The following is a 13,780-nucleotide window of genomic DNA, read 5'->3' as shown; positions in this document are numbered from 1 at the left end:
GGAATCCTGCACTCCGCTCAGCGGCTGAAGGCGTCGACGATGTCCATGGCCGCGGGGCCGAGCAGCACGATGAACAGCGTCGGCAGGATGCACAGCATCAGCGGGAAGATGACCTTCACCGGGATCTGCATGGCCTTCTCCTCCGCCCGCTGCCGGCGCTTGAGCCGCATCTCCTGCGCCTGGGTGCGCAGCACGTCGGCGATCGAGACGCCGTAGACGTCGGCCTGGACGACCGCGCGGATGAACCGCTTGAGGTCCTCGACCCCGGTGCGCTCGGCCAGCGCGAGATAGGCCTCCCGGCGGGGGTGGCCCACCCCGATGTCCTGCAGCGTGCGCACCAGTTCCTCGGCCAGCGGTCCGCGCCCGTTCCTGCCGGCTCGCGCCATGGCCGCCTCGAACCCGAGGCCGGCCTCGACGGCGATGGTCATCTGGTCGAGGGTGTCGGCCAGCTCCAACCCGATGGCCTGCTGGCGTTCCTGGCCCCGGCTGTACAGGAGCAGCTCGGGCACGAAGTAGGCGACGACGGTGACGCCGGCGGCCATGAGCACGGTGAGGGGGCCAGGGCTGCTGCTCGCGACCAGCAGCCCGAGAGCCCCGGCGATCGCGGCCAGGACCAGCTTGGCCGCGACCAGCCGTGCGACGGGCCAGTCCGCGGGCCGCCCGGCTGTGCCGGCCAGCCGGTCGAGCCGGGTCACGGTCCCCGCCGGGGTGAGCGCGGCGGCCAGGCGGCCGAGGAGCCCCGGACCGGCCCGGACGGCCGTCCGCGGGCCGGCACCGGCCATGTCGAGCCCGCGGGTGAGGTTGGCCCGTGACCGGGCGGCGTCGTCCTGTGGGCGTGCGAACAGCGCCCAGCCGAGCAGCGGGACGCCGAGGGCCACCGCGAGCGTCGCGGCGAGGACGGGGGCGGGGACGGCGCTCATCAGAACCGGATCGCCACGGTCTTCTTGAGCCACAGCCCGCCGACGACCAGCAGGCCCACCGACACGACGACCATGATCCAGCCGGTCAGGGACTCGGTGAACGCGGAGAGGTAGACCGGGTTGGTCACCGTCAGGAAGGCGACGATGCCGACGGGCAGGGCCATGAGGACCCAGGCCGACAGCCGCCCCTCGGCGGACAGCGCCTTCACCTGCCGGCGGATCGCGTTGCGCTCCCGGATCGTGTTGCCGACGGTGTCGAGCACCTCGGCCAGGTTGCCGCCGACCTCCCGGTGGATCGCGATGGCCTGGGCGATCCAGCGGAAGTCGTCGCTGTCCACCCGCTCGGCCACCTCGTCGAGCGCGGCCCCGAGGTCACGGCCGACCCTCGTCTCGTTGACGATCCGCGCGAACTCCTCGCCGATGGGGGCCGGGGCCTGGTCGGCCACCGCGTCCACGGCGCGCAGCAGGCTGTGCCCGGCCCGCAGGCTGCTGGCCATGAGTTGGAGCGCGTCGTCGAGCTGGTCGGCGAAGCGGGCCTGCCGCCGGCTGATCCTGAGCCTCACCGTCGCGCGGGCGCCCAGCGGCGTGAGGAGGGCGAGCAGCAGGCCGGTCAGCAGGCCGCCGAGCAGCCAGCCGACCGCGCCGAGGACGACGGTCGCCAGGCCGGTGAGCAGGACGACCTCGGCCAGGGAGCTCGCGATGCCGGCTCGTTCCAGGGCGGCCGCGCCGGTCGCGACGCCGCCGCGGCGCGCGATCACCTGCTCGACCCCGCCCTGCGCCTGCGCCGCCACCTTCGAGAGCAGGGTCGGCGGCGGGGCGACCGAGGGGTCGAGCCGGGCCAGCGGCACCCGGCGCGGCCCTGCCGGCACCACGCCGAGGACGAGCACGGCGAGCCCACCGGCGACCAGCGCGAGCCCGCCCAGGAGCAGCGCCGGCGACATCAGGCCCACCTCCGCGCCCGCACGGGCTCGGGCATCCCGAACACCGACGGGGAGAGGCGGATGCCGAGCTCCTCGAACCGGTCGGTGAACCGCGGCCGCACACCGGTGGGGACCGGCTTGCCGAGGAACCGGCCCGAGGGGTCGACCCCGGCGGAGTAGTCGAAAAGGAACGCGTCCTGGAGGGTGACGGTCTCGCCCTCCATGCCCTGCACCTCGGTGACGTGGGTGACCCGCCGCGTCCCGTCCCGCAACCGGGTCAGCTGGACGACGACGTCCACCGCGGAGGCGATCTGCTCGCGGATGGCCCGCAGCGGCAGGTCCATCCCGGCCATCAGGACCAGCGTCTCCAGGCGGGCGATGGCGTCACGCGGGGAGTTGGCGTGCACCGTCGACAGCGAGCCGTCGTGGCCGGTGTTCATCGCCTGGAGCATGTCCAGGGACTCCCCGCCGCGGCACTCCCCGACCACGATGCGGTCGGGCCGCATCCGCAGGCTGTTGCGGACCAGGTCGCGGATGGTGATCGCGCCCCTGCCCTCGATGTTCGGCGGTCGCGACTCCAGGCGGACGACGTGCTCCTGCTGCAGCTGCAGCTCGACGGCGTCCTCGATGGTGACGATCCGCTCGCCCTCCGGGATGAACGACGAGAGCACGTTGAGCAGCGTCGTCTTACCCGTGCCGGTACCGCCGGAGACGATGATGTTCATCCGGGCCTCGACGCAGGCCCGCAGCAGCTCGGCCATCTCCGGCGAGAGGGTGCCGAAACCGATGAGGTCGTCGACGCCGAACGGGTCCTTGGCGAACTTGCGGATCGTGAGCGTCGATCCGGAGAAGGCCAGCGGCGGGATGATCGCGTTGACGCGGGAGCCGTCGGCCAGCCGGGCGTCGACCATCGGCGAGGACTCGTCGATCCGCCGTCCCACCTTCGACACGATCCGGTCGATGACCCGGCGCAGGTGCTCCTCCGAGGTGAACCGCGCGGCGGAGCGGACCAGCTTGCCGCCCTGCTCGACGTAGACCATGTCGGGGCCGTTGCACATGATCTCGGTGACCGTCGGGTCGTCGAGCAGTCTCTGCAGCGGGCCGAAGCCGAGCACGTCGTCGGCCAGCTCGGCGGTGAGCCGCGCCCGCTCGTCGGGCGACAGCGGCACCTTCTCCTCGTCGACGACGGCGTCGAGCTCGCCGAGGACGATGCCGCGGAGCTGGTCCTCCGACAGCGACGGGTCGTTCATCCGGGAGCCCATGCGGTCGAACAGCGCCTTGGCGACGCGGTCCTTGAGCCGGGTGAGCGCATCGGTCGGCGCGACCGTGGTCCCGCCGGCCCCGGCCGGGGTCACGGGCCGGGGAGCGGGCACGGCCGGCGGCACCGGCGCGGGCTTCTGCAGCGGGACCGGCGGGACGTCGGCGTCGGCCGGACCGCCCTTCGCCGCGGCGAGGCGGGAGGCGAGGTTCACGACGCCGCCCGGTGCTTGGCGCGGTACCGGCCCGGCTTGACCAGCGGGGTGGCCGCGAAGCGGGACACCAGGCGGCGGAACTCCTTGGCCGCCGGGTCCTTGCGGCCGCTGGCCAGGATCGGCACACCCTGGTTGGTCGACGCCGGCACGGCCGGGGACCGCGGGACGACGACGTCCACGCCGCACCCGATGGCGACCTCCACGTCGCGCACCGACAGCCCACCCTTGGGGTCGGCGAGGTTCATGACCACGTGCCGGCCGGCCGGGATCATCCCGAGCTCGCCGAGCACCGCCATCTCCTTGCGCAGGCCGCGGACGCCGGGCACGTCCATGCTGCTGAGCAGGATCACGTCGGTGGCCCGGTCGATCGCGGCCAGCGTCTGCTCCGAGAGGCCCGGCGCGGTGTCGACCACGACGTAGCGGAACTCCCGGGACAGCGCCTGCAGCAGGCGGCTGACGTCGTCCCCGGTCACCGTGTCGCCGGCGGCCGGCGACTCCGAGCCGCAGACGGCGAACAGCCCGCTGGGGTGCTGGGTGAGGAACGTCTTGAGCACCATCGTGTCCTCGCTGGCCGGGCCGTGGACGGCGTCGGGCAGCGTGTACTCGGGCGCCAGGCCGAGGGCGTAGGCGACGTCCCCGAACTGCACGTCGAGGTCGACGAGCACCGTGGACTGCGGCGCGGCCGCGGTGAGCCCGACGGCGAGGTTGGTCGCCGCCGTCGTCTTCCCGACTCCACCCTTGGGCGAGGCGACCGTGATCACCCGGCCGGTGAAGCGGGCGGTCTCCTCCAGCGGCCGCAGCACCCGGCGCCGGTCCGCGGCGGCCGCGCCGGCGCGGTCGACGGCCGCGGCGATCTCGGCCGGGTCGGCGCCGGGCGGCAGCAGGTCGCGGATGCCGGCCCGCATGGCCGCCTGCCACGTGTCCGGTGCGGGCTCGGTGACGAGGACGACGCTGATCCCGGGGCACTGCACGTCCAGCCGCCCGGCCAGGGTGAGCACCTCGTCGTGGGTGGCCAGCGGGCCGACGAGCAGGACGTCGGGCAGCTCCCCGTCGGTGAGCAGCTCGAACAGGCGGGCCGGGTCGGCGGGCAGCCGGCCGGGCGGCAGGGTCTGGACGTCGCCGTCCACGGCGAGGACCACCCGGGCGCGCAGGTCGTCACCGGCGCCGGCGAGGACGACGCGGCTCACTCGTCGTCACCTCCCACAGAGACCCGGCCGAGGACGGCGTCGCCGTAGACGTTGCCCTGAGTGATGATCTTGGTGTCCGAGGTGTCGGCGCCCTCGGGCTCCCGGGTGAGCCAGACGCTGCCGTGCTCCATGCCGAAGACGACGATCTCCGCGTCCCGGGCCGGCAGGGCCAGGGTGACCAGCACGCTGTCCGACGGCGCCGGGGTGCCGGTCGAGGCGGTCTGCGCGTCGGCGGGCACCGGGGCGCCCTGCACCTGGGTCACCAGCACGCCGTGGAGGGTGGCGTGCGTGGTGCCGATCTGCTCGTCCTCGGGGTCCTCGTCGATGTTGCCCTCGAGGTCCATGGAGATGTAGAAGCCGATCTCGTCACCGGCGGCCAGCCGGCCCCCGACGGTCCGCTGCGGCTCGAGCAGCACGCTGACCTCCGACATCCCCTCGGGAACGGGCACGGTGCCGGGCGCCTGGAGGTCGGCGGGTGCGGCGAACCGGCCCGCGAGCAGCTGCTCGCCGGGCTCGAGGTCGACGGTGGCGACCTGGTCGCTGAGCTGCCCGAGGTCGGTGACCCGCCCGTCGACCGCCGCCTTGGCGGGCAGGACCTCGGTGCGGACCAGGTCGGCGATCTCCTCGGCGGGGGTGCCCTGAGGGATCGGCTGGTCGACCACGAGCACCTCCACCGTCCGCACCCCGGCGAGGGCGCGGGCGTCGGCGCCGCGCACGTAGGCCAGCAGCACCACGGTGCCGGCGGCCACGAGGACCAGCGCCGCGACGGCGGCGAGCAGTCGGCGTCTCACGGAAGCGCCCCTATCGGATCAGTCGGAGGATGGACGCGCCCAGGTCCGGGGCGTCTGTGCTGGTGTCGAAGGCGCCGGAGGCGTCGACGAAGCGGGTGAAGTAGCCGCGGATGCAGCGCTCCTCGCCCGTGCAGGGCTCACCGGAGTCGAACTGGCCGCCGAAGTGGTAGCCGGTGATCGTGAAGGCGGCGTAGCCGTAGACCTCGTACCAGGCGCCGCTGCCGGTGCCGCCGGACTCGTCGAAGATCGGGAGCAGCACGGTCCGGCCCACCAGGGCCGCGATGTCGCCGACCGAGCAGCCCTGCGAGGGGTTGTTGCCCGGCTCGGAGTCGAAGCGGTTCCCCATCCGCGTGGTCGCCTTGCAGGTGTTGCCGCCGTCGGACTGCAGCCAGCCGAAGCCGCCGGGCACGAACATGCGCGAGGGGCCGGTGCAGCCGGTGTCGGACTTCTTGGGCAGCACGATGGTGCGTTGCGTCGTCCCCGAGGGCATGCCGCCGCCGGTCTGGGCCTGCCACTCGCACCAGGAGAAGATCAGCGGCAGCATCGCCGTCCCGCCGCTGGGCGCGCCCCAGGTGACGGTCGCCGTCGCCGACACCGCACTCGCGTCGTGGCCGATGACCGGGGCGAACCAGTGCTCGCGGGGAGCGCTGCCGGTGACCGTCACGCGGGTGGGCCCGCTCTGCAGCACGGGCGGTGCCGCGGTGGCCGCCCCGGCGCCTGCAGTGGCGTCGTCGTTGGCGTCGACCATCTCCTGGGCGGTGGCCTGCACGTCGCCGCAGGCACCCCGGGCGCAGTCGCGGGCCACGGCGAGGGCGGCGGCGTCGGCGGCGACCTGCAGCCGGGCCTTGTCCGCGTAGAGGGCGCCGACGTCGACGGCGATCGCGGTGAAGCCGAGCAGCGGGACGAGCAGGACCGACAGGAGCACGGCTGCCGCGCCGCGCTCGCCGGCCGGCCGGCGCCTGAGGACGCGGGCCCGCAGAGGACGGATCAGCCGTTGCACCGCATGACCCCCGTCCCGGTGAGGTCGACGTCGGCCCCGAAGAAGCCGGTCAGGAAGGGCATCGGGTAGCTGATGGTCACCCGCACGTTGGCCGGAGTCGTCGCGGTGGCCGGGCACGCGGCGGGCGAGACGGCGATCTGGGCGTCGGTGATCGCCGGGTCGAGGGTGGGGGCGGCGTCGCGGACGGCGGCGCGGGCGGCGGCCGGGTTGCTCTGCAAGGCCATGACCCGGGCGCCCTCGCGGGCCGCCGCGGACAGCGTCCCCTGCACGTGGAAGGCGTGGCCGAACTCGATGATCCCGAGGACCAGGATCATCAGCAGGGGCAGGATCAGCGCGAACTCGACGACGCTGGCGCCGCGCTCACGCTGCAGCCGCTCCCTCATGTCAGCCTCCTCCCTCGACGCTTGCGGCCGGGGGGGGGGGGGGGGGGGGGGGGGGGGGGGGGGGGGGGGGGGGGGGGGGGGGGGGGGGGGGGGGGGGGGGGGGGGGGGGGGGCGGCGGGGGCGGGCGCGGCGCCCACCGCGACCCACGGGTCCGGGGTCACCAACGGGAACCTGGCGACGGCCGTCGCGGCGCTGGAGCTGGTGACCTCCGACGGCGAGGTGGTGCGGATCGCCCGCGGTGAGCCGGACTTCGACGGCGTGGTCGTCGGACTGGGTGCGCTGGGCGCGGTCACCCGGCTCACCCTCGACGTCGAGCCGGCCTACGAGGTGGCCCAGCGGGTGTACGAGCGGCTGTCGTGGACGGCGCTCACCGGGCACTTCGACGAGATCGTGTCGTGCGGCTACAGCGTCAGCCTGTTCACCGGTTGGGGTGAGGACGTCGACCTGGTGTGGGTCAAGTCCCGCGCCGACGGGGACGCCGCTCCGGAGGGCGACCTGTTCGGTGCCGTCCCGGCGACGGTCGACCGGCACCCGGTCCTCGGCCTGGACCCCACGCCGTGCACGCCGCAGCTCGGCCGGCGCGGGTCGTGGTCGGACCGCCTGCCCCACTTCCGGATGGGGTTCACGCCCAGCGCCGGCGACGAGCTGCAGTCGGAGTACCTGCTGCCGATCCGGTCCGCCGTCCCGGCGCTGGAGGCGGTGCGGTCGCTGGCGCCGCGAGTCCGGCCGCTGCTGCAGGTCTGCGAGGTCCGCACGGTCGCCGCCGACCGGCTCTGGATGAGCACCGGCTACGGCCGGGACAGCGTCGCCCTGCACTTCACGTGGCAGCCGGCCCCGGATCCGGTCGCGGAGCTGCTGGTCGACCTCGAGCGCGTGCTGGAGCCGTTCGAGCCGCGGCCGCACTGGGGCAAGCTCTTCGCCGCCGACGCGGCGGGAATCGCTGCGCGCTACGAGCGGCACGCGGACTTCGTGCGCCTCGTCGAGCGGCTGGACCCGCGGGGCGCGTTCCGCAACGACTGGCTGGAGACCCACGTCCTGGGCTGACGCCGCCTACTCGGTCGCGACGGCGCCGGCCCGTGGGGCGAGGTGGGCCAGCGCCTGCCGCAGCTGCACGCGGCCGCGGTGGATGCGGCTGCGCACCGTGCCGAGCTTGATGCCCAAGGTCGCCGCGATCTCCTCGTAGGTCAGCCCCTCGATGTCGCACAGGACGACGGCCACGCGGAAGTCGGGCGGGAGGGCGTCCAGGGCCGCCTGCACCTGCGGGTCGAGGTGGGTGTCGGCGTAGACATGCTCGGGGCTGGGCGCGGTGCCCGGCAGCCGCTCGGTGTCCTCCGGCAACGCGTCGAACCGGATCCGCTGCCGGCGGCGGACCATGTCGAGGAACAGGTTCGTGGTGATCCGGTGCAGCCAGCCCTCGAAGGTGCCCGGCGAGAAGTCCGCCAGCGAGCGGAACACCCGGATGAAGGTCTCCTGGGTGAGGTCCTCGGCGTCGTGCGGGTTGCCCGAGAGCCGGTAGGCCAGCCGGTACACCCGGGCGGAGTGGTCGCGCACGACCTGCTCCCAGGTCGGCGTCACCCAGCCCTCGGGCTCGACGGACGCAGCGCCGGTCGACAGGTCAGCGGTACTCACGTAGGGGCCTCCACCACACGGTCGGCAGGTCTCCCCCGCCCGGTGGACTCCCGGGCCGACGCGCCGGACCTGGTGGCAGGTCGTACTGACGACGCTTCGTGGAGGGGTACTCCCCTACGCCGTCCATCATATCCGGTCGCGGGCAACGGCCGGGCGCTGCCCGCCGCGGGCGGGTCAGCGCGCCGTCCAGCGGACCTCGACCGTCGTCCAGGTGACCCGGACGTCGACACCGGCCACGGACGGCGGGGGCGGCGCCTCCGCCCGGGCCGGTGGCCGCGCGGCCGCCAGGGAACGGAGGAGCCGGCCCACGACCGCCGAGGTGACGGCGACCGCCGACGCGCCGAGCAGCGGCCCGGCCGTCAGCAGCCGGACGACGGACCGGCCGCGCACGCCGGGGAGCGTGTGCGACCGGTCCCGCACGGCGAGCTCCGAGCCCACGGGTCCCTCCAGACTCAGCAGATCTCGAGGACCCGTCCCTCGACCGCGTCCCGGGAGCCGTCGCGGGCGGCCTCCGTGCCCTCCCGGTCGTCGGCCCTGCGCCCGCGCCGGGCCGCCCACCAGCCGTAGCCCCCGGTTCCGGTGACCACGGCGCAGACCGCGACGTAGGCCCACAGCCACGGGTCGCCCGGATCGACGTCCGCCCGGTACCGCACCAGCACGGCCAGCTGCAGCGCGCCGAACAGCGTGTAGGTGACGGCCGGGACGAGCATGCGGGTCAGGTCGCGCTGCCGGATGACCAGGAGCGCGCCGACGCCCAGCGCGACCAGCCACGCACCGATCACCTGGCTGCTCAGCGGCATCACGTCCCACGGCCAGAACCGCGTGACCACCTCGGAGTGGTGGTGCACGGTCAGGCCGCCGAGGAACAGCACCGCGCCGGCCGCGGCCAGGACCACACCCTGGACGCCGAGCAGGCGGGCCAGCCACCGGGGCAGGGGGTGGCCGACGTCCGGCGCCGGCCGCCGGCCGACCTCCTGCAGCACGACGACGGCCGCGCAGGCGACCGGGACGACGAGGTACACGGCGAACCACACCCACGCGGCGAACTGCCCGGCCTCCTCGCCGTGCAGCAGGTTCAGCCGGTGCGCGTGGACCAGGGTGGCCACGAGGGTGAGGGCGGTGAACACGCCGACCGTGACGACGGCGACGCGGATCTCGTCCCACCGCCGGCGCCGCAGGGCCAGCAGGGAGAGCACCGAGCCCGAGGCGTAGGCCGCGCCGAGCCACGCCGCGGTGATCTCCATCTTGATGCTCCACGCGAAGGCCTCCTGCGCCCGCTCCGGCGAGACCAGCAGCGCGAGGACGGCGAGCAGGGTGAGCCCCGAGAACGCCGTCAGCAGCACCCGGGTGCCGGGACGCACGTCCGACTCCGCCGGATCGGGGCCGGTCCGCAGCAGCGGGTCGGTCTCCGGTGCGACGCGGGGATCCGCGGCCATGGGAGTCCCTCCAGGAACGGGGTTGGTGGACCAAGAGTGGCCCCGTGCCGGCGTGGTGCGCATCACCATTACGCGTCGTCTTGCGCGGGAGCGCGCATGGTCAGTTCTGACCATGCGCCGCCGGCCGGCTAGGTGCGGCGGGCCCAGACGGAGGCCCCCTGCCAGTCGATGGCCACGACGGGCTCGTCGCCGACGACCCACGCGTCGTGCCCCGGCGGCAGGGACGTCACGTCCCCGGGACCGGCCTCGAACTCGGTCCCGTCGTCCATCACCCCGCGGATCCGGCCCGAGACCTGGTACTGCTGGTGCGGCGCCTGGCACAGGTCGGTGCCGGCCACGGGCTTGACGTGGTCGGACCACCGCCAGCCGGGCTGCAGGGTGATCCGGCCGACCTGGGCGCCCCCGGCGAGGTTGACCAGTTCGAGCCGCCAGTTGTCGCCCTCCCGGACCTCGTCCGGCTGGGCGAAGGTGCGGTGCTCCAGAGGCTGGGTGGTCGTGTCCATGGCTCCCCTCCTTGTCGACTCGTGTCCGGGCCCCCTCGTTGTCCTCGCGACCGCGCGCACCGGTCAACGGGAACCGTCCCGATCCGTACGCCGGGAGCTCCTTGTGCGCCTCCCCCGGAGCGGACGACACTCGGGCTCCGCCGCCCACCTCCCGGAGGAGCGCCGTCCCCGGACGGCGCCGGCGCGCAGGTCGCGACCTCGCCGGAGGCGACGACAGGAGACGTGAGCCATGCAGCCCTTCGACCCCGACCTCACCCCCGACGACCTGGACGGCGAGAACGACTCCGGCGTCCTCGACCCCGAGGACACCCTCGACGACCGCGGCGTGGACCCCCTCGACGAGGGCTGGTCACCGGCCGAGCGTCCCTGGGCGGTCGCCGGCTGGGGTACCACCGGCGAGGAGGAGTCGGCCGGCGAGAGCCTGGACGGCCGGCTGGCGCGCGAGGTGCCGGAGCCGGCCGACCCGGACGGCGACGGGCTGGGCGACACGTCCGACACCGACGGGGAGCTGCTCGACGAGGAGGTCGGCGGCGACCGGGCGGGGCGGCTCGTCGAGGACGAGGGCACCTCGTGGGACACCGAGTCCGAGCTGCTCGCCTCCGACCGCGGCATCGACGGCGGCGCGGCGTCGGCCGAGGAGGCCGCCGTCCACCTGGTGGTGGAGGAGGACCTCGACGATGGCTGAGCCGACGACCGCCGACGACCTGGTGGTGCAGCTGGACGAGTCCTTCTTCGCCGATCCGCACGCGCTCTTCGCCACGCTGCGCGCGGACCGGCCGGTGGCGCGGGCCCGCACCCCGATCGGCCTGCCGGTCTGGCTCGTGACCCGCTACGAGGACGCCCGCGCGGCCCTCGCCGATCCCCGGCTGTCCAAGGACGGCGCCCGCTTCGCCGAGGTGCTCGACTCCTCCCCCGTCCCGGCGGAGCGGCGGGTGGCCTTCGCCCGCGAGCTGACCCGGCACATGCTCAACTCCGACCCGCCCGACCACACCCGGCTGCGCAAGCTGGTGGGCCGGGCGTTCACCATGCGGGCGGTCGCCGGGCTGCGTCCCCGGGTCGAGCAGATCGCCACGGAGCTGGCCGACGCGATGGCCGCCGGGCCGGCGGAGGTCGACCTGCTCGACGCCTTCGCCTTCCCGCTGCCGATGAGCGTCATCTGCGAGCTGCTCGGGGTGCCCGACGACGAGCGCTCGGCGTTCCGGACGTGGTCGAACACCCTGCTCGCCTCCGACGACCTCACCGCCGAGCGCACCGCCGCGGCGATGGCGATGGCGGGGTACCTGGACCGCCTGGTCGCGGACAAGCGGGCCCACCCCGGGGAGGACGTGCTGTCGGGGATCATCGCGGCCTCGGAGGACGCCGACCGGCTTTCGGCTGAGGAGACCGTCTCCATGGCGTTCCTGCTGCTGGTGGCCGGCCACGAGACGACGGTGAACCTCATCGGCAACGGGGTGTACGCGCTGCTCCGCTCCCCCGAGGCGCTCGCCCGGCTGCGCGCCGACCCCGACCTGACCCCGCGTGCGGTGGAGGAGTTCCTCCGGTTCGACGGCCCGGTCGACCTGGCCACGTTCCGCCACACCACCGAGCCGGTCGAGATCGCCGGCACTCCGATCCCCGCCGGGCAGGTCGTCCTCGTCGCGCTCGCCTCGGCCAACCGCGACCCGGGCCACTTCCGGTCCCCCGAGGAGCTGGACCTGGAGCGCGCCGACGTCGGCCACCTGGCGTTCGGCTTCGGCCTGCACCACTGCCTGGGCGCGCCGCTGGCGCGGCTGGAGGGGGACGTGGCGTTCCGGACGCTGCTCGCCCGCTTCCCGGACCTGACCCTGGCCGTCGACCCCGGCGAGCTGACCTGGCGGTCGAGCATCCTGATCCGGGGGCTGACCCGCCTGCCGGTGCGGCTGCACGGCTGACCGGCGGCAGGGGCGAGGGGTCGACGTCGAGAACGCCGCGTCCACGTCAGGCCTGGCGTCCCTGCGGCAGCAGGCCGAGGGCGCGGGCGCGGGCGATCGCGGCCGTGCGGTTGTCGACGCCGAGCTTCTGCAGGATGTGGGTGACGTGCTTCTTCACCGTGCTGAGCTCCACCACGAGCGCGTCGGCGATCTCCTGGTTGCGCCGGCCCGCGGCGACCCAGCGGAGCACCTCCACCTCGCGGGGACTCAGCGTCTCCAGCGGGCCCGCGGCGCCGGACGGGGCGGGGGCGGTCTCGAAGGCCCGGAGGACCCGGCCGAGGTGGTCAGGCGGCACGTCCCCGGCCGTGGAGCGGGCGACCAGGCGGCGGACCAGCGCGCGCAGTGACGGTCCCTCGTCGGTGAGCACCCGGACGAGACCGGCACGCGCCCCCGCACGCAGCGCGTCGGCCAGCACCGAGAGGGCCTCCGGCCCGGCGCCGCGGGCGGCGAGGGCGAGGGCGCGCAGTGCCCGGATCTCGACGAGACCGGCGACCCGGGACTGCTCCCGGGCCATCGGCTCGAGCCGGTCCAGCACGCCGAGCGCCTGCTCCGGCAGGTCCTGGGCGAGCAGCACCCGCGCGAGCACCAGGTACCCCGGCTCGTCCGGGTACGCAGGCTCGTCGTCGGCGCGCAGGCCGCTCGAGGTGACCCACTGCGCCGCACCGGCGACGTCCCCCTGCACCAGCAGCAACCGCGCGCGCTGCGCCGGCACCGGGTCGAGCAGGCTGGGCCGGCGGGGCCCGGGCGTCACGCCGGCTGCCTCGTCCATCGCTGCCAGGGCGCCCTCCGGGTCGCCACGCGCCTGCCGCGTCCAGGCCAGCAGCGCCAGGCCGGCGGCCATCGGCTGGCTGTAGACCAGCTGGCGGCACGCGGCGATGCCGTCGGACAGGTGACCGAGCGCGGCGTCCAGCTGGTCGCGCTGGTAGGCGACCCGGGCCAGGCCCACGGCCGCGATCCCCGCCGCCGGCAGCCCGCCCGGCCCGACGGTGCGGCGGGCCCGGGCGTAGGTGGTGGCCGCGGCGTCCAGGTCCCCCGCGCCTCCTGGACCTGGCCGAGCGAGTCGCTCATCCGGACCGCCAGGAACGTCTCCCCGGCGGTCCGGAGGTCGGCGACGCTGGCCGTGAGGACGCGCTCCGCCTCCGGGAGCCGGCCGGCGAGCCACTCGGCCACGCCCAGGTGCCCGGTGACCACGGCGGCCAGTGTCGTGCGGTCCCGGCCGAGCCGGGCCAGGGCGCGCCGGCAGCCGTCGACCGTGCCCGGGACGTCTCCGTGCAGTTCGGCGAGGAACCCCCGCTCGAAGGCCAGCAGGGCTCCGACGTCGGCGACCAGGCTCCTCGACCGGCCGACCGACGGCTCGAACGGCTCGTCGACCCGCTGCGCGCTGCGCTCGGCAACGGCCAGCGACGCCTCGGCCTCGTCGGTCCGCCCGGCCACCAGGGGCAGGAGCGCCTGCACGGCCAGCAGTCGCGGGCGGGCGCGCACGACCCCGTCGGGCAGGGCCGCCAGCCACCGCTCGACGGTGGCCCGCTCGCTGCGCAGCACCCGCTCGTCGACGTGCTGCTCGATCAGCCGGGCCGCCAGGTCGGGATG

15 protein-coding genes are annotated in these 13,780 nt (G+C 75.1%); 3 read left to right on the top strand and 12 right to left on the bottom strand.

Annotated features, from left to right (window positions below; translation table 11 throughout):
- Positions 1 to 17: 17 nt before the first annotated feature.
- From ACI782_RS11640 to ACI782_RS11610, 7 genes are read right to left on the bottom strand one after another with little or no spacing between them, the layout of a single operon-like run.
- Entirely contained in the window at positions 18 to 920 is a 903-nt protein-coding gene (locus ACI782_RS11640) for a type II secretion system F family protein (protein ID WP_456909257.1), read from the bottom strand.
- Complete coding sequence (locus ACI782_RS11635) at positions 920 to 1,861, bottom strand: type II secretion system F family protein (protein WP_456909255.1); 942 nt, start codon at positions 1,859 to 1,861, stop codon at positions 920 to 922. The genes ACI782_RS11640 and ACI782_RS11635 overlap by 1 nt, the downstream gene beginning before the upstream one ends.
- Positions 1,861 to 3,312 (bottom strand): CpaF family protein, encoded by a 1,452-nt coding sequence (locus ACI782_RS11630; protein WP_456909253.1) that lies wholly within the window; start codon positions 3,310 to 3,312, stop codon positions 1,861 to 1,863. Before ACI782_RS11630 ends, ACI782_RS11635 begins: the two co-directional genes overlap by 1 nt.
- Complete coding sequence (locus ACI782_RS11625; RefSeq protein WP_456909251.1) at positions 3,309 to 4,499, bottom strand: AAA family ATPase; 1,191 nt, start codon at positions 4,497 to 4,499, stop codon at positions 3,309 to 3,311. Before ACI782_RS11625 ends, ACI782_RS11630 begins: the two co-directional genes overlap by 4 nt.
- Positions 4,496 to 5,290: a Flp pilus assembly protein CpaB gene (gene cpaB, locus ACI782_RS11620; RefSeq protein WP_456909249.1), complete on the bottom strand. Its 795-nt coding sequence runs from the start codon at positions 5,288 to 5,290 to the stop codon at positions 4,496 to 4,498. Before cpaB ends, ACI782_RS11625 begins: the two co-directional genes overlap by 4 nt.
- A 10-nt stretch (positions 5,291 to 5,300) precedes the next feature.
- Entirely contained in the window at positions 5,301 to 6,290 is a 990-nt protein-coding gene (locus ACI782_RS11615) for a pilus assembly protein TadG-related protein (protein WP_456909247.1), read from the bottom strand.
- Positions 6,278 to 6,673 (bottom strand): TadE/TadG family type IV pilus assembly protein, encoded by a 396-nt coding sequence (locus tag ACI782_RS11610; protein WP_456909245.1) that lies wholly within the window; start codon positions 6,671 to 6,673, stop codon positions 6,278 to 6,280. The genes ACI782_RS11615 and ACI782_RS11610 overlap by 13 nt, the downstream gene beginning before the upstream one ends.
- Positions 6,674 to 6,874: 201 nt before the next feature.
- Here ACI782_RS11610 and ACI782_RS11605 point away from each other — a divergent pair, with 201 nt between their 5' ends.
- Positions 6,875 to 7,717, top strand: a complete 843-nt coding sequence (locus ACI782_RS11605) for a D-arabinono-1,4-lactone oxidase (protein ID WP_456909243.1) — start codon at positions 6,875 to 6,877, stop codon at positions 7,715 to 7,717.
- Between the two features lie 6 nt (positions 7,718 to 7,723).
- Here ACI782_RS11605 and sigE read toward each other — a convergent pair whose 3' ends face one another.
- From sigE to ACI782_RS11585, 4 genes are all read right to left on the bottom strand, one after another.
- Positions 7,724 to 8,302 carry an RNA polymerase sigma factor SigE gene (gene sigE / locus ACI782_RS11600; protein ID WP_456909241.1) on the bottom strand — a complete coding sequence of 193 codons (579 nt, stop codon included), beginning with the start codon at positions 8,300 to 8,302 and terminating at the stop codon, positions 7,724 to 7,726.
- Positions 8,303 to 8,476: 174 nt separating this feature from the next.
- On the bottom strand, positions 8,477 to 8,692 hold the full coding sequence (locus tag ACI782_RS11595) for a hypothetical protein (protein WP_456909239.1): 216 nt from the start codon (positions 8,690 to 8,692) through the stop codon (positions 8,477 to 8,479).
- A 62-nt stretch (positions 8,693 to 8,754) separates the two neighbouring features.
- The gene (locus ACI782_RS11590; protein WP_456909237.1) at positions 8,755 to 9,738 is read right to left on the bottom strand and encodes a hypothetical protein; all 984 of its coding nucleotides are present in this window, start codon (positions 9,736 to 9,738) and stop codon (positions 8,755 to 8,757) included.
- Positions 9,739 to 9,866: 128 nt separating this feature from the next.
- Positions 9,867 to 10,241: a cupin domain-containing protein gene (locus tag ACI782_RS11585; protein WP_456909235.1), complete on the bottom strand. Its 375-nt coding sequence runs from the start codon at positions 10,239 to 10,241 to the stop codon at positions 9,867 to 9,869.
- A gap of 229 nt (positions 10,242 to 10,470) precedes the next feature.
- On the opposite strand from ACI782_RS11585, the gene ACI782_RS11580 reads away from it, so the two are divergent.
- Entirely contained in the window at positions 10,471 to 10,926 is a 456-nt protein-coding gene (locus ACI782_RS11580) for a DUF5709 domain-containing protein (RefSeq protein WP_456909233.1), read from the top strand.
- Positions 10,919 to 12,151, top strand: coding sequence for a cytochrome P450 family protein (locus ACI782_RS11575; RefSeq protein WP_456909231.1), 1,233 nt, complete (start codon positions 10,919 to 10,921; stop codon positions 12,149 to 12,151). The genes ACI782_RS11580 and ACI782_RS11575 overlap by 8 nt, the downstream gene beginning before the upstream one ends.
- A gap of 46 nt (positions 12,152 to 12,197) precedes the next feature.
- On the opposite strand, the gene ACI782_RS11570 is transcribed toward ACI782_RS11575, so the two are convergent.
- The gene (locus ACI782_RS11570; protein ID WP_456909230.1) at positions 12,198 to 13,352 is read right to left on the bottom strand and encodes a LuxR C-terminal-related transcriptional regulator; all 1,155 of its coding nucleotides are present in this window, start codon (positions 13,350 to 13,352) and stop codon (positions 12,198 to 12,200) included.
- Positions 13,353 to 13,780: the final 428 nt, after the last annotated feature.

It is taken from the genome of Geodermatophilus sp. SYSU D00703, assembly GCF_054050155.1.
This window is presented reverse-complemented; position numbering and strand designations above follow the sequence as displayed.

What these genes read in the sequence shown, in the direction of transcription:
- ACI782_RS11640 (WP_456909257.1), bottom strand. Translation starts at nt 920, where the DNA reads ATGAGCGCCGTCCCCGCCCCCGTCCTCGCCGCGACGCTCGCGGTGGCC.
- ACI782_RS11635 (WP_456909255.1), bottom strand. Translation starts at nt 1,861, where the DNA reads ATGTCGCCGGCGCTGCTCCTGGGCGGGCTCGCGCTGGTCGCCGGTGGG.
- ACI782_RS11610 (WP_456909245.1), bottom strand. Translation starts at nt 6,673, where the DNA reads ATGAGGGAGCGGCTGCAGCGTGAGCGCGGCGCCAGCGTCGTCGAGTTC.
- ACI782_RS11590 (WP_456909237.1), bottom strand. Translation starts at nt 9,738, where the DNA reads ATGGCCGCGGATCCCCGCGTCGCACCGGAGACCGACCCGCTGCTGCGG.
- ACI782_RS11585 (WP_456909235.1), bottom strand. Translation starts at nt 10,241, where the DNA reads ATGGACACGACCACCCAGCCTCTGGAGCACCGCACCTTCGCCCAGCCG.
- ACI782_RS11580 (WP_456909233.1), top strand. Translation starts at nt 10,471, where the DNA reads ATGCAGCCCTTCGACCCCGACCTCACCCCCGACGACCTGGACGGCGAG.
- ACI782_RS11575 (WP_456909231.1), top strand. Translation starts at nt 10,919, where the DNA reads ATGGCTGAGCCGACGACCGCCGACGACCTGGTGGTGCAGCTGGACGAG.